18 protein-coding genes and 2 rRNA genes are annotated in these 21,962 nt (G+C 58.6%); 2 read left to right on the forward strand and 18 right to left on the reverse strand.

Annotation, left to right across the window (positions count from 1 at the left end):
• The 14 genes from H6A60_RS13955 to H6A60_RS10415 all read right to left on the reverse strand — a co-directional run.
• Positions 1-112 (reverse strand): MerR family DNA-binding transcriptional regulator (locus tag H6A60_RS13955; protein ID WP_205104328.1); only part of this gene is annotated, 112 nt, incomplete at its 3' end.
• A gap of 31 nt (positions 113-143) precedes the next feature.
• Positions 144-428, reverse strand: coding sequence for a hypothetical protein (locus H6A60_RS10355; RefSeq protein ID WP_205104295.1), 285 nt, complete (start codon positions 426-428; stop codon positions 144-146).
• A 124-nt stretch (positions 429-552) separates the two neighbouring features.
• Complete coding sequence (locus H6A60_RS10360) at positions 553-930, reverse strand: MerR family transcriptional regulator (protein WP_205104297.1); 378 nt, start codon at positions 928-930, stop codon at positions 553-555.
• A 130-nt stretch (positions 931-1,060) separates the two neighbouring features.
• A complete protein-coding gene (locus H6A60_RS10365) occupies positions 1,061-4,858 on the reverse strand; it encodes an autotransporter family protein (protein WP_205104305.1) in 3,798 nt (1,265 codons plus the stop codon).
• A 471-nt stretch (positions 4,859-5,329) separates the two neighbouring features.
• Complete coding sequence (locus H6A60_RS10370; protein ID WP_205104307.1) at positions 5,330-6,121, reverse strand: ABC transporter ATP-binding protein; 792 nt, start codon at positions 6,119-6,121, stop codon at positions 5,330-5,332.
• Between the two features lie 51 nt (positions 6,122-6,172).
• Positions 6,173-7,057, reverse strand: coding sequence for an ABC transporter permease (locus H6A60_RS10375; RefSeq protein ID WP_205104309.1), 885 nt, complete (start codon positions 7,055-7,057; stop codon positions 6,173-6,175).
• Positions 7,058-7,202: 145 nt separating this feature from the next.
• The gene (locus tag H6A60_RS10380; RefSeq protein WP_205104311.1) at positions 7,203-8,216 is read right to left on the reverse strand and encodes an ABC transporter substrate-binding protein; all 1,014 of its coding nucleotides are present in this window, start codon (positions 8,214-8,216) and stop codon (positions 7,203-7,205) included.
• Positions 8,217-8,563: 347 nt separating this feature from the next.
• Positions 8,564-9,502 (reverse strand): HAD family hydrolase, encoded by a 939-nt coding sequence (locus H6A60_RS10385; protein ID WP_205104313.1) that lies wholly within the window; start codon positions 9,500-9,502, stop codon positions 8,564-8,566.
• Between the two features lie 173 nt (positions 9,503-9,675).
• The gene (gene phnX / locus H6A60_RS10390; protein ID WP_205104315.1) at positions 9,676-10,470 is read right to left on the reverse strand and encodes a phosphonoacetaldehyde hydrolase; all 795 of its coding nucleotides are present in this window, start codon (positions 10,468-10,470) and stop codon (positions 9,676-9,678) included.
• A gap of 17 nt (positions 10,471-10,487) precedes the next feature.
• On the reverse strand, positions 10,488-11,609 hold the full coding sequence (locus tag H6A60_RS10395; protein WP_205104317.1) for a 2-aminoethylphosphonate--pyruvate transaminase: 1,122 nt from the start codon (positions 11,607-11,609) through the stop codon (positions 10,488-10,490).
• A 139-nt stretch (positions 11,610-11,748) separates the two neighbouring features.
• Positions 11,749-12,783 (reverse strand): ABC transporter substrate-binding protein, encoded by a 1,035-nt coding sequence (locus H6A60_RS10400; protein WP_239477709.1) that lies wholly within the window; start codon positions 12,781-12,783, stop codon positions 11,749-11,751.
• Positions 12,784-12,872: 89 nt separating this feature from the next.
• Positions 12,873-14,576, reverse strand: coding sequence for an ABC transporter permease subunit (locus tag H6A60_RS10405; protein ID WP_338054865.1), 1,704 nt, complete (start codon positions 14,574-14,576; stop codon positions 12,873-12,875).
• Positions 14,577-14,747: 171 nt separating this feature from the next.
• Positions 14,748-15,578: an ABC transporter ATP-binding protein gene (locus tag H6A60_RS10410; RefSeq protein WP_239477710.1), complete on the reverse strand. Its 831-nt coding sequence runs from the start codon at positions 15,576-15,578 to the stop codon at positions 14,748-14,750.
• Between the two features lie 137 nt (positions 15,579-15,715).
• A complete protein-coding gene (locus H6A60_RS10415; protein WP_205104319.1) occupies positions 15,716-16,972 on the reverse strand; it encodes an MFS transporter in 1,257 nt (418 codons plus the stop codon).
• Between the two features lie 833 nt (positions 16,973-17,805).
• Between H6A60_RS10415 and gsiB the strand changes: the two genes are divergently transcribed.
• The gene (gsiB, locus tag H6A60_RS10420; RefSeq protein ID WP_205104321.1) at positions 17,806-19,458 is read left to right on the forward strand and encodes a glutathione ABC transporter substrate-binding protein GsiB; all 1,653 of its coding nucleotides are present in this window, start codon (positions 17,806-17,808) and stop codon (positions 19,456-19,458) included.
• A gap of 121 nt (positions 19,459-19,579) precedes the next feature.
• Here gsiB and H6A60_RS10425 read toward each other — a convergent pair whose 3' ends face one another.
• Entirely contained in the window at positions 19,580-20,005 is a 426-nt protein-coding gene (locus H6A60_RS10425) for a rhodanese-like domain-containing protein (protein ID WP_205104323.1), read from the reverse strand.
• Positions 20,006-20,171: 166 nt separating this feature from the next.
• Positions 20,172-20,459 carry a heavy-metal-associated domain-containing protein gene (locus H6A60_RS10430; protein ID WP_205104326.1) on the reverse strand — a complete coding sequence of 96 codons (288 nt, stop codon included), beginning with the start codon at positions 20,457-20,459 and terminating at the stop codon, positions 20,172-20,174.
• Positions 20,460-20,608: 149 nt separating this feature from the next.
• On the opposite strand from H6A60_RS10430, the gene H6A60_RS10435 reads away from it, so the two are divergent.
• Positions 20,609-21,454, forward strand: a complete 846-nt coding sequence (locus tag H6A60_RS10435; protein ID WP_239477711.1) for an SDR family NAD(P)-dependent oxidoreductase — start codon at positions 20,609-20,611, stop codon at positions 21,452-21,454.
• Positions 21,455-21,642: 188 nt separating this feature from the next.
• On the opposite strand, the gene rrf is transcribed toward H6A60_RS10435, so the two are convergent.
• Both rrf and H6A60_RS10445 read right to left on the reverse strand, forming a co-directional pair.
• Positions 21,643-21,757 (reverse strand): 5S ribosomal RNA (rrf, locus tag H6A60_RS10440).
• 99 nt (positions 21,758-21,856) lie between these two features.
• Positions 21,857-21,962: ribosomal RNA gene (locus H6A60_RS10445) — 23S ribosomal RNA — on the reverse strand; the annotation flags it as partial.

Here is a 21,962-nt window from a genome sequence, read left to right on the forward strand (position 1 = left end):
CGGAACGGGTGCGATTCGCGTGCAGCTTGCCCTCCGCATCGCATCGCCGAAGGGTCGAAATGGAGACCCCAAGAGTTCTCGCAGCTTCTCCGATGCTTATAAACCTACTCATTTTGGCAATAAATAGTTATATTCGAGTAGATTTATTTTAACTGATTCAAGCCCGCATCCACATAGAAGCCCCGCAGTCGAAGTTCATTGAAGATGACTTTTTCCATCAAGTGCGTTTCTTCAAGCTGCCGAAACTGAAGTCTGGCGTTGCGCAGGCCAACATCCGAAAATGCCCATGAGTTTGAACTGGGAGTACTTGTGCGGGCATCAAGGGGTGCTCTCTCTGAAAAAGCCGTTTCCAAAACAGAGTTCGGAATAACTGGTGATGCACACTGCCGATGCGCCCATGCATCCACGGCTGACTGAGTGCTGCGCAATCCGTAGCGCTTCGAGCCTCGTCTTCACCCGTGCAACGGCTCAAAACAAGGAAATGCTTCCCCGTGTTCGGACAATACCTAAACCAAGCGAATCGGATTTGAAGAACCTTCCTTTAGCGCAACACTATGCCTTCAGCTCCTTATCACTTTTTGTCTGCACCCAGTTCCTGCAGGTTGTAACGTTGATGCCCGTGTGTTCGGAAATCTCCCGCCAACTCAAGCCTTGGCGACGCAGGTCTCTTACAAATTGCTTCGACTCCTCTGGATACCGGTATTGATTTGCCGAGCGCTTCACGTGGAAGACGCCCCGCTTATAGTTGCGGTTCCAGTCTCTGACCGTATGCGGAGACAGACCGAGCATCGCAGCAACTGACTTATAACCAAAACCCTTTTCAAATAGCATCTTGGCCGAAAGTCTCTGCCTATCCGTCGGAACCCCCTCTGGCAATTCACGCTTGCTATCCACGGGTACGGATGATCCGCTTTCTTCGATTCGACGCATGCCTGTAGCCCCTTAAATGAAGGGCCCGCCGCACAGACGGCGAGCCCTCATTTCGCCTCAACAGAGCAACCGCCCTGTCGGTTTCCACTCGTCAAGCACGGCGGAAAGCCGTGCTATTCAAGTGCATCGCTTAGAAGGCGTACGCCGCACGCGCCTGGAAGGCGTTGTTGCTGCGATCGTTCGTGCCGAAGCCGTAGCGATACGAGAGGCCGAACGTGAAGTTGCCGTAGGAGGCGTTCACGCCGAGCGTCGAGTTGTAGACGTTGTCAAGCACGTCAACGTCGCCGATAAGCGTGTTGACATCCTTGTCGCCCAACTGCGGAACGATCGTGAAGTCAAAGGACGGGGTGAGCGTCCAGCCCGCGGACGGTTCGAAGTCGCCCGCAATCTTGACGCCAACCGGCGTTTCGAAGACGTCCATCGAATCGGAGTCGAGACCGCGGTAGTCGTCAACGTTGATCTTCGTGTAGCGCAGACCCACGTGCGGAACGACCTTGAAGCCTTCGTCCCAGACCGTCATGTCGGCGCGAACGCCGATCGTGAAGACGGACGAGTCGATGTTTTCCTTGACGGAAGCACCGGCCACCGAACCCGTGATGTCGTTGTCGAACGAGAGGTAGGAAGCGTCGGCCGAGAAGTAGAGGCCGGCGATGTCCTTGCCCGTATAGATCGACACGCCCCAGAAGTCGGCGTCGTTGCCGTACTTGCCGACGCTCTTTTCGCTGTCGGCGTCGCCGCTACCGATCGAGAGCGCAAGACCGAGCTTGGCGCCGCAGGAGAAGGTGCCATCGAAGCCCAAGACACCGCCGTAGATATCGGCCGAGTACCCGCTGTCGCCGTACATCGTTTCGGCTTCGTTCGAAGCGTAGAAGACGTCGGCCCACACGCCGAGACCCGTCGAGGGTTCGAGGTTGCGGCGCTGGATCGTACCGGTAACCTGCTCGGCAGCGTCATACGCGACGTTGTACGTGCCGGCCGTGACAGGCATAGCAAGGTATTCGTACGTCGCATCTTCACCACGAGTCGTGAGCTTGTCGCCTTCGACAAATTCGCCATTCTTGCTGCCGATCGCGGCAAGAACACGCTGATTGTCGATATTGGCACCTTCGGCAAGCACCTTGGGCAGTGCAGCAAGCAGGTCAGCTTCATCAGTCACCTGGTCGTTGAACTTGACGACCAAGTCCGTATGAGCGGAAACCGCAGGATTCGTTTCCGTTGCGGCCTGAGCAGGGATCTTTTCCGCCGAAACGTTGAGGAACGCGTTGTCGTTTTCGAAGAAGTTTTCAACGCCCGTTACCTGGTTGACGGCATTAACCAACGTCACTCGCTTTTCCGAGAGAACGTTCGTCACATAGCCCTTGCCGCTCGGATTGATACCCAAGCCGTTTTCGGCGTCAAAAATGACGTCGCCGGAAGCAAACGCACCCAGGTCGATGACCGTGATCACGTCGCTGCCGATGCCAACGGCACCGTGACCGCGCAGGCCAACCTTACCCACGTTCAAAGAACCGTTGCGAACATCGACGGAAACAGTACGGTCGATATAGACCGCATTGAAGTCGGAACGATCAACACCCTCTTCATCAAACGCACCGTCCTTCACGGCAGCGGCAAGCTGAGCACCTTTCAGTTCATTCGTCGTAAAGACGGCACCTTCGGCGCCTGCACCCTTTTCAACGATGACCGAACCGGTGATCTGCTTCACGTCGGCACGCGCGTTGGGATTGTCAGGAAGTATCGGTGCGCCGAGGACGAGCGTGCCGCCGTCCTGAACCGTCAGCGCAACACCGATTTCACGGGTAGAGAGAACGCCGCCGGTCACATCGGCCGTCGAACCTTCAAGTCCCGTCAAGGACGAAACCTCAAAGCGAGCCAAATCTTCAACGGCCAGCGTCGCCTTATCGCCAAGGCTAACGTACTGAGCAGCGAACGAGCCGACAACATTCAGCGAGCCGTCGACATTGAGAGCATCAACATTCACAACGCCGGAGTCCTGGCTGTTAACGCCCAATTGGATAGCCCCTGAGGTCGTCACGATGCCGTCTTCAGCAGTCGTCACATCCCCCTGGAAAAGGTTGCCGTTGTTCCCGGAGAGGGTGAGCGTAGCGCCAGCGTCAGCGTCAGCACTGATAGAGGCGTTCTGTTGTTCGCCGAAGTTCACGCCGGCAACCGTAGTATTTTTCGTAACCTTGAACGTACCGTCTTTGGTCGCGTCGCCCATAACGTTTTCGAGAGCGAGACCGCTGATCGACGAACCGGTCAGATCTTCTTTCTCACCGAGCTTGAGCGTGCCGTTCGAGAAGGCAATCTGAACACCCTGGCCAAACTTCGCCTGCGTATCCTTCAGATTCTGGAGCGAATAGTCGCCGGTAACGTCAACCAAATCGAGGACGCCGGTGCCCTGAATGAATTGGGTGTTGTCGGCCTTGACCGTAAACTTGTTGTCCTCGCCAGCCGTAAAGAAGTTCTTGTAAGAGGTCTGAAGCGAACCGCCTGCAAGATTAATCGCACTACCACCAGCACCAGCCGTCAGGGTGCCGTTGATCGTGAACGAGCCTTCACGTTTAACAGAAACCTTACCTGCATTACCAGATTTGCCCTTAGAGAACGACAGGTTGTTGACAGTGAGGTTGCCGCTGTCAACTTCGATCGTGCCCGTCTTGCCGACCGTCACGTCCTTGAAGCTGTAGCTGCCGGACTTGATCGTCAGCGTGCCACGGCCATACGCATCGGTAGGCTTACCGCCCTGCTCCTGACGAGCCGTACCAATCTTCAGGTCGTCGTGGTATTCGGAACCAGCAACGAAAAGCTTGCCGCCGTCGAGCTCAACGTCCATGCCATAGCCCAACAGCAGGGTGGTGTGATTGTCATCGGTCGTACCGCCGGAATTGAGCTTCAAAATATTGAAAACACCACCTTCACTGACTTCGACGGACTTGAACTGATTGTCAGCCTGCCAAATCGAAGCATTGAGCGTCGCGTTTTCAATGTAGGTCTCTGCCAGAACAGACTTGTTGCCGTTCTTGAGCGTGATTTTGGCGCCTTCGGCCACTTCAAAATAGAGCGGCGCATCAGCAGCAACAGCGAGGTCGAGCTCGTCGGTCGTGCCGTAGGCATAAAGCTCATTGCCTTTACCCTCGGCCGTCACATTGATCTTGCCGTTGACATCCGAACCGGCGACAAGGTAAATCTTGTTACCCGTCGAAGTACCTTTCAGTTCGATGGCGGAAGCACCTTCAGTCGCTTCAATCAGACCGGCATTGACAAAAACACCGTCGGTCTGATCCTGGATAAGAACGCCATGACCGAATTTACCATCGGCCGACTTCGCAACATGGATCTGGCCCTTGTTGACAGCAATCGAACCATCCACGCCGCCGAGTTCCATAGCTGCGCCTTCGGTTTCGACGTAAATCTGGCCGTTATTGATGATCGTGGCAGCCTTCGTGCCATTCTTGTCAGTGCCCACAAACATGCCGTAAGCGTTGTTGGCAACGATCTTGCCTTCGTTAATCGCAACGGCACCGTTGGCAGCGCCCATGGCATGCTGCGACCAGGAATCCGCACCGCTCGCAGCCGTCACATAAATCGTGCTGCCGCCAGCGTTGATGATCTGATTCTTTTCGCCTGCAGCCCAGAGCCCCGTAGCCTGGACACCCGCACCGCTGCCGGTCACCCAAAGCGTGCCGTTGAAAGTCTGATGCTCAGCATCGGCAAGCAAGAACTGGCTGGCCGCTGTTGCGGACGTATAAAGAAAATGATTCTGACCCTTGACGTCATCCCAGCCGATGGTGCTCGTGACGGGGGGCAGTTCTTCAGCCGTCGGGGCATCCTTCCACTGCGTATCAGCGGCAAAAGCACCAGCAGAAACCGCCGCAATGGCTGCAGCGATCAAAGTGCGGTTGAACACGCTCTTCGTTGTTTTCATTTGAATAACTCCAAGAAATATTTCTTGATCGTCTGCATCTCACGCAGACGTCATGTCTTCGCACGCAAGATCTCGATGCGAAGGCACGGAGCCATCCTAAAAGAGCGCTCGACGGGGGGGGGTAATAACCCCTATTTAAAGACAGTTTGCAGTTTACTTCTATAGATGAAGTAAATCTGTTTTTGAGAAAAGTACATTGTTTCGAGCCCTCCCCTTCTCTTCGCCTTTACACGATTGACGAGTTACGGAAAAACAACACTCATGAAACGAGTGCACGGGTTTTCTCGTTGGGATGAAAGACCAACCTCTGAACGCCATCGGAGTTTTTCTTCAAGATCCTTGAAGAAAACGTCAACGTTGACTTTTTGTGCTCAAGAAATACCATGGGGAGCCCGAAATTGGACTCCCCATTTGCGGAAAAGACGAGGTAACCGCAACAAATGCCACCTATTCTTCGTCCGAAACCAACGGCTATTTGCTCAAAAGCATCTTGTCCGAAACGCCGTCGCCCGCCTTCTCGAAGAAGTTCAGAAGATCGACCGCCGTCAGCTTCGCCTTCTCCTCCCCGCGCACGTCGAGGATCGGACGACCGTCGTGCATCATGACCAAGCGATTGCCGAAGCGAAGCGCGTCGCGCATATTATGCGTAATCATAAGTGTGGTAAGGGTTTGTTCGCGTACAATGCGGTCCGTGATCTCGAGCACCTTCTCGGCCGTTTTCGGGTCGAGCGCAGCCGTGTGTTCGTCTAGGAGCAGAAGCTTCGGGCGAACGAGCGTCGCCATCAGAAGCGTGAGCGCCTGGCGCTGCCCGCCCGAGAGAAGGCCGACATGCGCGGTCATGCGGTCTTCGAGCCCCAAGCCGAGCCCGCGAAGGAGCTCGCGAAAGTACTCGCTGCGATCTTTCTGTTCGCTCCAGCGAAGCGTGAGACGCCGCCCGCGGCGGTCGGCCACCGCAAGGTTCTCTTCGATCATCATGCCTGCGGCCGTCCCCTTCATCGGATCCTGAAAGACGCGTCCGATGAAAGCGGCGCGCTTATGCTCAGGCATCGACGTCACGTCGACGCCGTCGATCGAAATCGAACCTTTGTCGATCGGAAAGGCCCCTGCCACGGCGTTCAGAAGCGTGGACTTCCCCGCGCCGTTTGAGCCGATCACCGTGCAGAAATCGCCCGCTTCGAGCGAGAGGTTCACGCCGCGAAGCGCCTTCTTTTCGTTGGCCGTGTCCGGGAAGAAGGTCTTGTGGATGTTTTCAATGCGAAGCATGTCGATTGTCCTTCGTGATTCGTGTCGTTCTTTGAGTACGCGTGCATCGGCTTAGCCGCGGATGCTGCGTGCGGAGAGCTTCGTCTTGAGGAGCGGCAGCGAGAGCGCTGCGGCCACAAGCACGGCCGTAAAGAGCTTGAGATCGTTCGGGGGCATCCCCATCTCAAGCACGAGTGCGATCACGATGCGGTAGACAATCGAGCCGAGCACCACCGCAACGAGCGAAGTTTTGAAGCTTTTGGGCGAAAAGAGGACTTCCCCGATGATGACGGAGGCGAGCCCGATCACAATCGTGCCCGTACCCATGCCGACGTCGGCAAAACCATTGGCCTGCGCGACGGTCGCGCCCGAAACCGCGACGAGCGCGTTCGAGACCACGAGCCCGAGCACCACCATGGCATTCGTGTTGATGCCCTGTGCACGCGCCATCTGCGGATTAAAGCCCGTAGCGCGCACGGCCGTGCCGATTTCCGTGCCGAAGAACCAATAGATGATGCTCGCCACCACAAACGCGAGCACGGCGCCGACAATCAGGGCGCTCCCGGCAACGCCCACGGGGGCGAGCTTCTCAACGAGCGTAAAAATCGTCTCGTCCTGCAGCAGCCCCACGTTGGCCTTGCCCATGACGTGCAGATTGACCGAATAGAGGCCGATCATCGTCAGAATCCCGGAGAGGAGCGCGGGAATTCTGAGTTTGGTCGTGAGCAGCCCCGTCACGGCCCCGGCGATGCCGCCCGCGAGAATCGCAAGCAGATAGCCGGGCACGATGCCGAGACCTTCGGCAATGCACGTCGCCGCCACGGCGGCGCCGAGCGGAAAAGTACCTTCAACGGAAAGATCGGCGACGTCGAGGATTCTGAACGTGAGAAATACCCCGATCGCCATAACGGACCATTCGAGCCCTTGGCCCACGGTAGAGAAAACGAGCTCCAGCATGTCTTTTGTCCCTTCTAAGTACGCTCGGGCAGCATTGCAGTCAGTCCAAATTAAGCTGCCGTCGGTTTTGTTGTCGGATGGTTGTTGATGCTTTCTTCACAAAGACGCGCGGTCGCTTGTCGACACGCGCGGCCCGTCGGAGCCGTTACTCAAACTTCTTGGCCTTCGAGAGAATCGCCTCGGGGATCGTGATGCCGATCGCCTGAGCGGTCTTCATATTGACCACGAGTTCGCCGTCGAGCTGCCGGCGCACGGGCATCTGCGCGGGGACGGACTTGCCGTCGAGAATGTCGGCGCCCATCTCGCCCGTCATCTTGCCGAGCTCGTAGTAGTCAACCGAGACGGACGCGAGGCACCCGTTTTCCACCATGCCGATTTCGCCCGCAACGGTCGGAATCTTGGCGTCGTTCACCACTTTTGCCAACACCGGCACGGCCGAGGCGATCACATTGTCGGTCGGCAGATAAAGCGCATCGACCTTGTCCTTGAGACTCGCGGCAGCCTGCTGAATGTCGTTGACGCTGCTCACGGTCGCTTCAACCACTTCGACGCCCGCCTTGGCAGCCGCGTCCTTGAGGCGCGTCACCTGCACGGCGGAATTGACTTCGCTCGAGTTGTAGATCGTGCCCACGGTCTTCAAATTGGGCACGAGAGCGGTGAGAAGTTCGAACTGCTTTTCAATTGGGCCCATGTCGGAGACCCCGGTAACGTTGCCCCCTGGCGCTTCGTCGCTCTTCACAAGCTTGGCGGACACGAAGTCGGTAATGGCAGTACCGACAATCGGGATGTCCCGTGCAGTTGTCGCCATCGCCTGAGCGGCGGGCGTGGCCACGGCGAAGATCAGCTTATCCTTCGCGCTCGCAAAGCGCGTGCCGATGTTATGAAGATTGGACTGATCGGCCTGCGCGTTCTGACGGTCGATCGCAATTGTTTCGCCGTCCTTGTAGCCCCGGGCGGCGAGACCGTCGACGATCCCGCGAACGGCCGCGTCGAGCGCGTCGTGCTCGACAAGCTGCACGATGCCGATCGGAATCAGTGTTTTGCCGGCAGCCGCCTCGCTTTGTGCCGGCGCTTTCTCTTCACCGCAGCCCGCAAGTGCGAGTACGGCAGCAGCAATCGCTGCGCCGAGCATTCGGCGCGAAATTTTCTCGAGCGTCATCTCGAAGTTCTCCTCTCTTTGGTTTCCGCCCGAAGATATGTTCGCCTTCGGGCCTATCTTCGATTATGGACGCCCCTTTCAGCGCGAAAAACTTGCCTTAGCGAGAACCCCCTAGAGGCTTTTCGCTAGAGAGGCTGAGAGGCCGCAAGAGAAGTGAAAATGCTGCTAAAAGCGGCGGCGTTCAGCAGGACTGCCGAACGCCGCCGAAGATCGGGCGACTGCACGCTCAAAGAGCCGCATATGCCCGAAAAGGAAACAAAACGGCGCACGAACCGTTTTGGGCATCGTGCGCCGCATACGGTCGGCCTCACGCCGAAATCAACGGAGATTCCTGCTGCATTCCTCCGTCAATCGTCGTCGTCCTCGTCGTCTTCGCGCACGAGTCCCGGATGACGGAACTTCGTGAAGCGCCCTGCGCGCGGGTCGGGACGATCGTCGGCGTTGTCCGGATCGTCGAGCGCCTCGAGTGCGTCGAGCGTTTCGTTTGGCGTCTGCCCGCAGGCCGCTTCGTCCGTCTTCGCGCGCTCGGCCTCGTCGTAGGGCGAATGCCAGAAAAGAACGGGTGCGCGCCGTTCGTGAGCAGCCGCCTCAAGCACGGGATCGGGATTCACGAAGGCGGCGCCGCCCGCAGCGAGCGAGAGGGGCAGGTCGTTGGCGCTGTCGGTGAAGAAAAACACCTGCGCGAGCTGCACGCCCGGGCGGTGCTCGGCAAGCCATTCGGAGAGACGCACGACCTTGCCTTCACGGAAAGACATGACGCCCTCGACCTCGCCCGTGAGGTGCCCGTTGAGCGTTTTCATTTCAATGCCGATCACATCGGCAACGTTTTCGATGCCGAAACGACGCGCAATCGGCCGCACGATGTAGGCGCTCGACGCGGAAATGATCACGACCGGCCGGCCCGCAGCCTGCGCCGCCGCAATGAGCGCACGCCCTTCCTTGCGGATGCGCGGCACGATGCGCTCGTCAATGAAGCGCTCGAGAAGCACCGAGAGCTCTTCGAGTGAAAACCGTTCGACAGCAGGCATGAGTTCGGCAAGCGACGCAGCCATGTCGAGCCGACCCTCGTGATACTCGCGCAGCATCCGCGCAATGACGTCGAGCCAGCGGCGCTCCGGGACAACGCCCGTTTCATAGAGCCACTCGTGCCAGAGAAGCATGCTGTCGCCCGTAATGAGCGTATCGTCAAGGTCGAACGCGACGACTTCGGGGAGCTCCCCCGAAAAAAGACGGAAGGGGAAGTCCGCCGAATGGTCGAGGTCGGCGCTCTTCGAGTGAAGGGACATGAAGGCATTTCCTTTTCCGGACCCGATCTCTAGAAAGCAAACGCGCACCGGCGGGCCCGCCTCCGGTGCGGCATTTATTGTTGCGCATTTTCGAGGCCGCCGTTTTCGAGCGGCCTCGAACGCGTCGCGCTCTGCTGCGTTTTAGCTGCGCCGCTTCGCGCTTCAAGTCGATTTCAGCGACTTCGCGCAGCATTCACCGCATCAACGAGTGCCGGCAGCGCCGAGAGGCGCCCGATCACGTAGTGCGCGCCCGCGCGCCAGAAGACTTCGGCCGTGCGCTCACGGTGCGCATTGCGTTCGTCTTCGGAAAGCGCATCCCATTCGGCACGCGAAAGCCCCATCACCGACGATCCTTCGACGACACTCACGGCCGTCACACCGGCAGCGAGCGCCTCTTCAATGTCGGAAACGGTGTCGCCCACCTTCATGACGGCGTCGACCGAACCGATCTTCAAGCGACGCATGTTTTCAAAAATCATGTACGGATACGGCCGCCCGTAGCCCCCGACTTGATCGGCCGTCACGAACGTGTCGGGGGAGTAGCCCGCTTTGGCTGCCTCGGCACAGACGACCGCCATCATGTCGCTCGTGAAGCCCGTGGTGCTCCCGAGAGCGACGCCGCGGCGCTTCAATTCGCGCATGCATTCGAGAAGCCCCGGCTTCAAATCGCAGTGTCGATCGAGCACCTTCATGAGCGCGGGCTCGAAGACCTCGTAAATCGCCTGCGCGTCTGCTTCCGTCGGTTCACGTCCGTGTGCATCGCGCCAGCGCGCGGCCACATCGGGCATCGCAAGCATCGTGCGGATATGGTCGATTTTGAGCATACCCATCGGGGCGCGCGTTTCTTCGTCGGTCACCTCAATGCCATTCATGCGGAAGGCTTCCTTAAAGGCTGACACGGGCGAGAGGCTCCCGAAGTCGACGGTCGTGCCCGCCCAGTCAAAGATGACGGCTTCGATTTTCTTCATTTTTTGGACCCCAATACTCAAGCAGCACGGTGCGCTTCAACGTATTCGCGCATGATGGCGAGGATGCGTTCGACGTCCTCATCGTAAATTTCGCCGATATTGCCAAGCCGGAACGTGTCGCGGTCGGTGAGTTTGCCCGGATAGATCACATAGCCTTTGGCTTTGAGGAACGCATAGAGCGACTTGAAATCGAAATCTTCGCTCGGGTAGAAGAAGGTCGTGATGATCGGCCCTTGGTGTGCCTCGTCAATGTAGGCCGTGAAGCCCAATTCGGCCATGCCCGCACGCAGGCGGCGATTCGTACGGGCGTAGCGCGCTGCGCGCGCAGCGATCCCGCCCTCGGCCTCGAGCTCAAGAAGCGCCTGATGGAAGGCCGCGACGACGTGCGTTGGCGACGTGAAGCGCCACTTGCCCGCGTCCTTTTCGAGTACGCGCCATTGGTCGTAGAGGTCGAGCGACACCGTACGGGCATTGCCCTTCGACGCCTCGATGGCATCTCGCCGACCGATGATGTAGGAAAAGCCGGGCACGCCCTGAATGCACTTATTCGCCGACGAAACGATGAAGTCGATCCCGAGCTTAGGCACGTCGATGTCGACCGCACCAAACGAACTCATCGCGTCGACGAAGAAAGCGAGTCCTCGGGGCTTCGCAACGGCTGCGATGGCGCCAAGATCGTTGATGATCCCGGTCGTCGTTTCGTTGTGCACCATCGAAACGATCGTCACTTCCGGATGCTCGTCGAGAAAGGCCGCCGTCTTTTCGGCCGAAGGCACTTCGTCCCAAGCGAAATCGAGACGGCGGTACGCGATGCCGTAGCGCTCGAGAATCTCGCACTGACGCACGGAATAAGCGCCGTTCACGAGCACGAGCACACAGTCGTCTTTGCTGGGCACCGACGAGAGTACGGATTCGACGCCGAAAGTGCCCGAACCTTGCATCAGGACGACACCGTAGTCGTCGCCTGCGTGCGCGAGCTTCAAAAGACGCCGGCGGATATCTTCCGTCATCGTCTTGTAATCGTCGTCCCAGGTGCAGCGGTCGACGAGCATCGCCTCACGAACGGAGAGCGACGTCGTGAGGGGCCCGGGCGTCAGGAGCTTGTAGGTATTCGGATCCTTCTGAAAAATATCGGACATGATGAAGCGGTCTTTTGTGTCTGCTTTTCTGCGCTCGGGTACAGCGGATAGGCCGACGTCGAGCGCCAAGGAAGGGGGAAAAACATCTCGGCCGCGCGTCAAACGCAAATCTCGGCGGCCGAGCCAATGTCTCAATGGCTTATTCGCCCTTCACGAGCTTCTGGTGCTTCTGAAGGAGCTCAACCGTGAGCGGTTCGCTGAACTGCTTCGGGTTGGCGGGCTTGTCGGCTGCGTCAACCGTTTCGCCCTTATAGATCGCCACCGGGTAGTACTTAAGGAGTTCGGTGCGGCCAAACTTCACGATCGTCTCGACAACCTTCTGGGCGTTCGGATTGGTCTTTTCGCCCTTGTTGACGACGGCAGCGGCTTCAAAGAGCGTGAAGTTTCCTTCCGTCGGATCGACGTAGTCGATCGGAAGTCCCTTCGCCTTATCGGACACCGCCTGGTGGCGCAGCCCGAAGCCCACGGCGACTTCGCCCGCACGGATCTTCTTCAAGGGGGCAGAGCCCGACTTTTCGAGGTGCGCGCCCGCATTCTTTTCAATCGCGCGGATTTCGGCCGCACCGTCAACCTCGCCCTTGTCGGCAATCGCCGCCTGCGTCATGAGCCAGGAGGTCGACGAGCCCATGATGTCGGGCACGGAAATGTGGCCGGCATACTCAGGCTTGGCAAGATCGGCAATTGAAGACGGCTTGGCGAGTCCGTCGGCCTTGAGGACTTCGGTGTTCACAAAAAGCGCGCCGCAGTTGCCGAGAATCGGGGCGTAGTAGTCGGGGATCGGGTTGAGCGTTTCGAACCCGGTCTCGAGCTTGGCGAACATGTTCTTCTGCTTTTGCAGGCTCTCAAGGTAATAGGTCGAAATCGTCACGACGTCGGCTTCGATCGAGGTGCCCTCCGCGACGAGCTTGCCGCCCAATTCAGAGGTCCCGAAGCCCTGCATCAGGTACTTGCCCTTGAAGCCGTTGGCGTCGAGCGCGTTCTTCATCGCCTGCTGCGCTTCTTCGTCGGCATTCGAATAGATGATGACGGGCGCGACTTCGGTGGCCTTCTCGGCGGCGGGCGCCGCAGCCTTTTCAGCGCCCGCGGTCTTCTCGGCGGGTTTTTCTCCGCACCCCGAGAGGAAGAACGCGGCGGCAGCGGCCGCAAGAACGGCGGATTTCATGCGAAAGGTCATGATTCGTTTCCTTTATTGGGTTGTCGATTTTGCGCGTGCGCTTTGCTTTTTGGCGCACGACAAGCACTGGGTTGTCGGTTTTCGGGCGCTTAGCGGCTTCTCGGCGCGCGGTCTTTCGCGAGCGTGTCGAGCAGAAGCTTCGCTGCCACATTGGTGAAGAAAATGAAGAGCGAGAGCACGAAGATCGCGTCGAACCGCTCGAAGTACTGCAGCTCCTTGATTCGGGTGGTGAGCACCATCGTCTGCGTGCCCGTGAGGAAGACGATCGCCGAGATCGTCACCATGGCGTTGATGAAGTACGTCTCAAACATCTGGATGAGGGTCGTCTTGGCGTTCGGCACGATGATTCGGCGCACGCTCTTAAACCAGCTGTCGCCCATCAGAAGCCCCGTCGTTTCCCAGCCGGCATTCATCTTCGAGAGCGCGGTGGTCGACATCAGGTAGGGCGTCGCGAGGAAGTGCACGAGGTTTGCGATGACGAGAATCGCCAGCGTGTTCTGCAGCGGCGTGCCGCCGAAAGCAAAGAGATAGCCGACGCCGAGCACCATGCCCGGGAGCGTTGAAGTGAGCATCGCAATCCCGTCCATCGTCGTGCGGCACCAGCCGGGCATGTCCGAGCGCGCGCGGATCATGCCGGCAGCAAACGCAACGGCCGTGCCGATCGCGGCCGAGACGAGTGCGACGCCCACGGACCGCCCGTAATAGGACCAGACCGTCGGATCGGTGAGCACTTCGCTCACGTGCTCGAGCGTGAAGTTCGGTTTATAAGGCCAGAATTCGACGAAGGGGACGACGAAGATCACCGCAAAGATCGCGAGCAGCACGAGCGTGATGAGCCCGAAGTAGACGAGAAAAAGCCCGTCGCGCAAGCGATTCTTCATGGGCGGCTCTTCGGAAATCTGGTTGTAGCGGAAGTTGAGCCGCTCGGCGTTCTTCAAAATCCAGACGGCCGCAGCCGACGGCACGAGCATCGAGATCGCGATCACAGCACCCGTGCCGAAGTTCGGAATCGCACCCATCATCGTTTGATAGAGCTCGGTGGCAATCACGCTGTACTGTCCCGCAATCGACACCGGAATGCCGAAGTCCGTGAAGGCGAGGAAGAACGAAAGGACAAATGCCGAGACGAAAGCCCCAAGCGTCGGGCGTACCGCCGTCATCCAGAACGTGCGCCACGGCTTGTCGCCCATGACGCGCGAGACGATCACGAAGCGTCGGTCGACGTAGCGGAAGGCGTTGTAGAGCACGAGGAAGGCGGGCGGGAGCGCATAGACGACATCCGTGATGAGAAGCCCCCAGAAGCCGTAAATCGAAAACGGCAGCCGCCCGAAAAGCTGGCTCACGAGTCCCATGCGGCCGAACGAATAGATGACGGCAAAGCCGTACGTAATCGACGGCAGGAAAAGCGGCAGCAGGAGCAGAAGCTGTACGCCCTTCTTCACGCGGGCGTCGATATTCGTGAAGGTCAACCCGTAAGCCGCAAAGAAGGCAATGCCGGACGCGACGAGTGCAGCAAGCCCCGAGACGGTGAAGCTGTTGGCGAGCATCGTGCGGAATTTCGGATCGGCGAGCGTCTCGGTCCAATTTGAAAGCGTGAAGACGCCCTCTCGCAGAAACGACTGCAGCAGCACCGTTGCAATCGGATAAAGAAGCACGACGACAAAAAGCAAGACGAGCAGCACGAAGGCGTAGCGGTACTCCGAGCGTGAACGGCCGAATTGCGCGGCGAAGGTTCGGATGCGGCGCCCGAAGTCAAAGCCGGCGGGCAACGCCGCATCGGCGGAAGCGGACACTTTGGGTTCTCCAGAATCTTGTTTGGTTCGCCGCCCGCTTCAGAAGACGCTGCGGGCACACTGCGCAATGCGGTTGGGACGCTTGGGGCATGCACCCGTGCTTCCAACGGGGCGGCGCTTGGGACGGTTGACAACTGCGCTATGCAGAAGCTTTCTGCGGCACCGCGTCCCTCAGGACGCGGCAAGGCTCGGCGCTTCAGCGTGCACACGGGGCGCCACATTGACCGGACCGGTTTCGAGTGCAAAGAGCCGGAAGATGTTGTCGCGCTTAACAGTGAGCTGCGAGAGGATGAAGCGACGGATGAAGCCGTTGGCGGGCGAATTGACAATCTCAACGGGCGTACCGAACTGTGCGATCCGGCCTTCGTTGATGATGAGCACCTTGTCCGAGAGCGTGAGCGCTTCTTCCGGGTCGTGCGTCACGATGAGGGTTGTGAGATCGAGCTGGCGCGCCACCATCCGGATGCGCTCCTTGATCGACTCTTTGATGAGGCCGTCCAAGGCCGAAAGCGGCTCGTCGAGCAACAGCAGACGCGGCTTCATCACGAGTGTTCGAGCTAGTGCGACGCGCTGCTTCTGCCCGCCCGAGAGTTCGTCGATGCGCTGCTCGAGGTGCTTACCGAGCCCCAAGAGCTCGATGAGATCCTTCACCTCCTCCTCTGTTGAACGGTCCGGGTAGTTGCGCAGTCCGTAGACGATGTTTTCGTAAGCATTCAGATTCGGAAAGAGCGCGTAGTCCTGAAAGACTATGTTGAATCCGCGCTTTTCCATCGGAACGTTGGTGAGGTCTTCGCCGTCGAAAAGAATGCGCCCGCCGCTCGCTTTCGCGAGCCCGAGAACGAGATTGAGGAGCGTGGTCTTCCCGCAGCCCGAGGGGCCGAGGATGGAGACAATTTCGCCCTTTTCGATTTCGAGCGAAATGTCTTCGAGAATGCGTTTCTTGCCGTAGGATTTGCTGAGGTTTTCGAGCTTGAGCATCGGTCGATCGAGTCGCCTTTTCATGAGCGACACCCTAGGATAAATGCGATGCCAAGCATTTTTCGCGTCGCGGATGACAGCGCCGTAGCGCCCCAATGAATCTTTCGTGATGATTTGATGAATCGATGACGAAAGGTTTACAGCTTCGCGCGCCCTGCCCTTCAATCCCTGTAGCGCAGCGCTTCGGCGGGCGTCGGATTGCGCTTCATCACGACGTAAAGCCCCATGACGGTGAGCCACGTTGCGGCCATCCAGACCACAAAGCCCGCAGAAATCACCGACATCGACGCGTTCGAAGCGAGGACGCCGACGGCAAAATTCGGCAGTCCCGAACCTACATAGGCACTCAGGTAAAGCGCCGAGATCACGCCAGCGCGTTCGCGAAGCGTCGTGTCGACCAAGAGGAATTTCAGCGTCGTCGAGCACGTCGCACCCCCGCAGGCGCCCACGAACGCCACGGCGACCATGAATACGGCAGCGCTTTCGAGTGCAATCGCCGCAAAGACGGTCGTCCCCGAAACGAGGAATATCGTGATGACGACGGGAATCACGCGCTTAGGGCTGAAGCGTCCGATCAGGACGCCCGCAGCGGCATTGGGAAGAATAAGGAGCAGATAGGTAACCGCCGCGTAAAGCGCGTCGGCACCGCCGAAAACTAGACCGCTCAGCTGCGCGGAGAAGCCCTGAAAGAAGCTGCCGAGCCCCCAAGTGCCGACAAAGCCCGCAGCACTCAGCCCGAAAATGCGCCAGAGACGCCGCGGCATGGCGATTTTGGGAATGAGAACGGCGCCGAGCGCTTCGGTCCCGAAGCGCATCGTCTCGCGCGAAGCGAATACGAAGCCCGCAATCACCGCGAGAAGCACCACCGTCGCGTCAAAGAGATGCGCCGGCGTGAGGACGTTTTCCGCAATGATGAGGCCCGCGAAGAACGTACCGATCGAAAGCCCGATGTTGGGGCCCGCAGCGGTGAGTGCCGTGCCGAGCCAGGCCTTCCCCGGCGGCGCGGTGTCGACGACCCAGGACATGGCGGCGCTCGAAGCGAACCCGCAGGAGAGTCCCTGCAGGAAGCGCCCGACGTAAAGCCCCGTTGACGTCTCGGCAAACGAGAAGCAGAGGCTCGCCGCCGCGCCGAAAAGAAGCGCAAAGAGCACCACGGGCTTGCGGCCGAAAAAGTTCGAGAGTCGCGCGAAAAAGAGCAGCGTCGCCACGCACCCGCCAAAGTAGCTCACGACCGTCATCGCCGTCTGCGATGTGGTGAGGCCGAGCGTTTGCGTCCAGACCGCCATCATCGGAATCGGCACGGACGAAACGACAAAGCACGAAATGAGGGACGCGACGGCACTCAGGAAGCTGAGGAGATGAAATTCCTTTTCGCTCGAGCCGTCGTCAAGGAGCGATTTGCGGGCAAAGTAAGCCATGAGAAGACACTGGGGCGAGAGCGTTGAAGCGAAGTCTACGCCCACATCCGAACAAATTTGGCTTTTCCGTAAGGGTATTCGCCCAAAACGGGGGCCTTTCGTCAAATCTTCGATCAAATCGGGCAAAGCTTGCGGTTTTGCCGCACGTTTTTGCCTCAAGCGAACGCGGCACGACATCCCGCGCCTGCGGCTTCTACGTCTTTTCACTTCTTCAGGTGCCGCTAGTCACTTCGCTCTATTGCGAAGCGGTAAACGTTCGGCGTATGCTTGGCTTCAAGCGGCTTTCGTCATGTGCCGTTCCCGACAGCGTCCCTGATTAGGAAAGTGCGTCGGAGCGACGGGACGGAGGTGCGCTGCGGCAATTGAGCGCCGGGATCCTGTGGCGGTGCTTTTTTTCTCGAAGAGGTTTACAGATGACGAATACCATTACCCAAGCATCGGCAAACGGGTTTGCGGCTTTCCGATGCACAGCAGACTCTCGTCGTCTGTCGGTCCAGCTGTCGGACACCGTTGCGGCGCTCGCTTGCAACATCTGTTTCTTCCCTGAACTGAACGGCGCACGACACCGCTGAGGTGCGGTGCTCCTTCTTTTTCATTCGCCCCGGGACCGCGCAACGCATCCGAACGTCGGCTTGCGCCGCCTTAGATCTGCCCGCGTCAGTCCCTTCCGGAACGAGCCGCGCAAGAGCCGCTCTTCCGGGCCCCAAAGTTTCCAGCATTACCGACTCTCGGCAGTTATCGGCTAAACATTTTTTGAATCCCGCCGATTTTTCACTGACAGTCGAGAGAACCAAACAAACTGCATCGATAGTGGTGCATCAGGGAAGAACATCATGACGAAGAACATCAGCAATCGCTCGAATGCCGCCCGTTTCGGTAAGCTCGCCGCCATCGTCGCTGCCGTTGCAGCCGCTGGTTTCGTCGGCATCTCGACGCTCACCGGCTTTTCGAGCACCTCGAACGCGCAGACGAATGCGGAACCCGCCGCCCCGGCACCAGCTGCCGCAGCGAAGGGAGCGGTGCCGAAGACTATCACGGTCGCCGTCGCCTCGTCCTTTACGACGCTCGACCCCTATAACGCCACCGACGGTCTTTCGCGCAACGTCGCGAAGTCCTTCTACGAAGGGCTCTTCACGCTCGACAAGAATTTGAAGCCCGTGCCGCAGCTCGCCGAGTCCTACACGGTTTCCGAAGACGGTCTGGTCTACACGATCAAGCTGCGCCCGGGCGTGAAGTTCCAGGACGGCACGGACTTTACGGCCGAAGCGGTGAAGATCAACATCGAGCGCCTGCTCAATCCCGACAATCGCCTCACGCGGCGCAACATGTACGAACCGATCAAGGCGGTCGAACCTGTGGACGAGCTCACGGTCAAAATCATTCTTAAGCGCCCCTTCTCGCCCATCATTCAGCGTCTCGCGTCCAATACCGTGCAGATGGTCTGCCCGAGCGCCATCAAGGAAGGCAACGGCAACATCGCGTTCGAACCCTGCGGTACGGGGCCGTTCCTCCTGAAGGAGTACAACCCGAGCGAAAAGCTTGTTGTCGTTCGCAACCCCAACTATTGGCAGAAGGGACTCCCGAAGCTTGACGGCATCACGTGGCTGCCGGTCGCCGAAAATGCCACGCGCGCCGCGATGATCCGCACGGGCGAGGCGCAGTTCATTCACACCATGCCCGTTGAAATGATCGGCGAAATGAAGAAAGTCGACGACGTCGAAGTGATCGTGCAGCCCTCTGTCATCATGCGCTACATGATCATGAACAACCTCGCCAAGCCCTTCGACGATCCGAAGATTCGCCAAGCGGTCAACTACGCGATCAACAAGGAGGCGCTCTGCAAGGTGGCGTTCGCGGGCTACGCACGGCCGGCAACGGGCGTCATCCCCTCGCAGATCGAATTCGCCAAGACGCTCGGTCCCTGGCCCTACGACCCGAAGAAGGCGCGCGAGCTCCTCAAGGAAGCGGGCTTCCCGAACGGCTTTGAAACGACGCTCTGGTCGGGCTACAACAACACGACCTCGCAAAAGGTCATTCAGTTCCTGCAGCAGCAGCTCGCTCAGGTCGGCATTCGCGTGACGCTTCGCACCTTGGAAGCCGGTCAGCGCGTGGCGATGGTCGAAAGCGTGCAGCGCCCAGAGGACGCGAAGTCGAAGCTCTACTACATCGGCTGGTCGACGTCGTCCGATACCGACTGGGCCATCCGACCGATCTTCGAATCGAAGAATGCGCCCCCTGTTCTCGCCAATGAAGGCTACTACAGCAACAAGTCGGTCGATGCGCTGCTCGACAAAGCGCTTGGCGTGACGGATCCGACGGGCCGCGCCGAGATCTACAGCGAAATTCAGGAAAAGATTTGGAATGATGCGCCGTGGGCGTGGCTCGTCTACGAAGACAACACCGCGGCCCGCAGCGTAAAGCTGAAGAACTTCGAACCGATGCCCGACGGCGGCTACGACTTCTATCGCGCGTACCTCGTAGACTGACCGTCAGTTGCGAAGAACGCGAACCGTGCGGGCGAATGAACCGCCCGCAGCCCAAGCCGATAAAGGCCTCCGCCGAACATTCGAGCGGAGGCCTGTTTTGAAGAAAGGAGAAGTGCGCGTATTACTTCACGAGCGGCTCAACCTTCCACTGGCTGGTACCGTAAGCGTTGTAGACATGCTTGTAACCCGATTCGACGAGCATCTTCGCGGCCTTTTCGGCACGAACACCCGACTTGCACTGCACGAGCACCTTGCTTTCAAGGTTCGGCACGGCTTCGAGCTTCATACCGGGCTTGAAGGTCGAGAGCGGCACATTCACGGCGCCCTTGACGTGGCCTTCGGCAAATTCGTCGGCTTCGCGCACGTCGATGAGCACGACGCCTTCGTTCATCATCTGCTTGGCAACTTCAGGCGTCACCTTGTGGTACGCGGGATGCGAATACGTAAGCGGCTGAGCGGGCTGCGGATCAACGGGTTCCTGAGCAACAGCAACCCCCATCGAAAGAGCGGCCGCAACGGCGAGAACGCCGGCTTTCAAATTAATCATTTCTTCTGCTCCTTATATTCTGTCAACTCGGCCAAAATTCCCGAGCTACCGCTTAATTGTGCGCCGCCGTGCGTCTGCTGGCAAGACTTCGAGAAGAGAGGTCTTCGCATTTGCAGCCGTCCCGATCGGCAAATTGGCCTCTGGAGCAGGAACGCCGATTGCCGGATCAGTTGTTCGAAAAGAATGAGCCGATGCGAGCAAAAAAGCCCTTCTCGACATAGGACTCACAGCGAAAATGCGTTGTCTCGTAGCCTGTCGCTTCGACAGCCGTGCGAAGAAGCTTTTCGGCAATCGGCCGCTCGGCAAGCACAACGACCGTTTTGTTCGATTTGGAAGCCGTTACTTTCTTTGCAGCAATGAGATTTCTCTCAAGCGCCTTCAAGACGGCTTCCCGCACATGGGCCTCGCACATGCCACACATCATCCCGTCAACGCCGAGCGTCGTTCTGTACATTGCCGAACCTCCACATGTAATGCGTTTAATTCTCATTTAATTAACGCATTATAGGCGGAAGAATCGCCGAATAAACAATCTCAGGACGAGATTCGATCTGTATCCTTGAATGAACGAACTATGAAGGACGGCCAACGAGAGCAAGCACTATGCACAACAACGACGACAGCCAGGAAGAAGCAATGAAAGCCCAGTCATCGAACACGGACCCGCATTCTGCGCCGTGGGCACTCATCACAGGCGCCTCAAGCGGACTCGGCGCGATTTTCTCACGCATCGCTGCCGAATCGGGACTTGTACCTGTCATCGTCGCCAGGCGTGAAGACGCGCTCCGGTCAGTGGCCGAACAAATCCGTACGGCAACGGGGTGCGAGGCCATCGTTCGAGCAGCCGATCTGAGCGACCCGCAAAGCGTGTATCGCCTCGCCGACGATCTTTTGTCAGAGCGCGGAACGCCGGCGGTACTCGTCAACAACGCGGGGTTCGGGGCATTCGGTTCGATGCTCGAAGAAGATGAAGCAGTCTTCGAGCGCATGATTTCACTCAATGCCGCGACGCCCCTGCGTCTTTCTCTTCGCATCGGGCGCGCCATGCGTGCTGCCGGCGGCGGTCGTATTCTCAATGTCGCATCAACAGCCGCATTTCAACCGTGTCCGTATCTTGGCGTCTACGGCGCAACGAAGGCTTTTCTGCTGAGCGTTTCGGAAGCTCTGGCCCAAGAGCTCGACGGTTCGGGCGTCACCGTAACTGCTCTTTGCCCGGGACCAACCCGCACGAACTTCGGAACCGCTGCGGGACTGCAAGCAGACAGTCCCTTCGACCGATACGCGGCCGACGCTGAAGCCGTCGCTCGCTTTGGGTGGCAAGCGATGATGAAAGGCAAGCCCGTTGCCGTCGAAGGCAGGCTCAATCGCATCGGCGCTTTGGCCGCGCAGCTTGCGCCGCGCGCCTTCGTTCGACGAATAGCTGCGAAACTCTTGGTGCGGATGCAGTAATCGAAAACGAGGCACTGCCGCCTCGTCCCTCCGGTGTTAGACGTCTAACAGTTTGCGCGATGTCGACTTTTGCCTTGGGTTTCGACAAGTCGTGAAACTATGATGAATCTCGTCAGTCCGCGAACTTCTGAGCCCGGATAAGACGAAACCCCTCGAGCGCTGAGCATCGAGGGGTTTCTTTATGGGGAGCCTGGCAATGACCTACTTTCACTGGAAATACAACCAACTATCATCGGCCCTGAAGCGTTTCACTGTCCTGTTCGGAATGGGAAGGAGTGGTTCCGCAACGGTATGGTCGCCAGGCTGAAAACTTTGGAAGGAAATGACTGCAGGTTTCGACTGCGCTTCGATTCTTTCTGGAAGTCCTCTTCGAGCTTCGACTCTTCAAGGCTTCACGGTTATAGGATCAAGCTGCACGAGCAATTAGTATCGGTCAGCTAAACGCCTCGCAGCGCTTGCACACCCGACCTATCAACGTCCTGGTCTCGAACGACTCTTTAGGGAGGTC

The organism is Sutterella massiliensis (assembly GCF_016899755.1).
GTDB lineage: Bacteria > Pseudomonadota > Gammaproteobacteria > Burkholderiales > Burkholderiaceae_F > Sutterella > Sutterella massiliensis.

Coding starts and splice junctions, on each gene's coding strand:
- gsiB (WP_205104321.1), top strand. CDS start 17,806: ATGACGAAGAACATCAGCAATCGCTCGAATGCCGCCCGTTTCGGTAAG.
- H6A60_RS10400 (WP_239477709.1), bottom strand. CDS start 12,783: ATGACCTTTCGCATGAAATCCGCCGTTCTTGCGGCCGCTGCCGCCGCG.
- H6A60_RS10415 (WP_205104319.1), bottom strand. CDS start 16,972: ATGGCTTACTTTGCCCGCAAATCGCTCCTTGACGACGGCTCGAGCGAA.
- phnX (WP_205104315.1), bottom strand. CDS start 10,470: ATGAAGAAAATCGAAGCCGTCATCTTTGACTGGGCGGGCACGACCGTC.
- H6A60_RS10410 (WP_239477710.1), bottom strand. CDS start 15,578: ATGAAAAGGCGACTCGATCGACCGATGCTCAAGCTCGAAAACCTCAGC.
- H6A60_RS10395 (WP_205104317.1), bottom strand. CDS start 11,609: ATGTCCGATATTTTTCAGAAGGATCCGAATACCTACAAGCTCCTGACG.
- H6A60_RS10370 (WP_205104307.1), bottom strand. CDS start 6,121: ATGCTTCGCATTGAAAACATCCACAAGACCTTCTTCCCGGACACGGCC.
- H6A60_RS10425 (WP_205104323.1), bottom strand. CDS start 20,005: ATGATTAATTTGAAAGCCGGCGTTCTCGCCGTTGCGGCCGCTCTTTCG.
- H6A60_RS10385 (WP_205104313.1), bottom strand. CDS start 9,502: ATGTCCCTTCACTCGAAGAGCGCCGACCTCGACCATTCGGCGGACTTC.
- H6A60_RS10380 (WP_205104311.1), bottom strand. CDS start 8,216: ATGACGCTCGAGAAAATTTCGCGCCGAATGCTCGGCGCAGCGATTGCT.
- H6A60_RS10375 (WP_205104309.1), bottom strand. CDS start 7,057: ATGCTGGAGCTCGTTTTCTCTACCGTGGGCCAAGGGCTCGAATGGTCC.
- H6A60_RS10360 (WP_205104297.1), bottom strand. CDS start 930: ATGCGTCGAATCGAAGAAAGCGGATCATCCGTACCCGTGGATAGCAAG.
- H6A60_RS10430 (WP_205104326.1), bottom strand. CDS start 20,459: ATGTACAGAACGACGCTCGGCGTTGACGGGATGATGTGTGGCATGTGC.
- H6A60_RS10435 (WP_239477711.1), top strand. CDS start 20,609: ATGCACAACAACGACGACAGCCAGGAAGAAGCAATGAAAGCCCAGTCA.
- H6A60_RS10365 (WP_205104305.1), bottom strand. CDS start 4,858: ATGAAAACAACGAAGAGCGTGTTCAACCGCACTTTGATCGCTGCAGCC.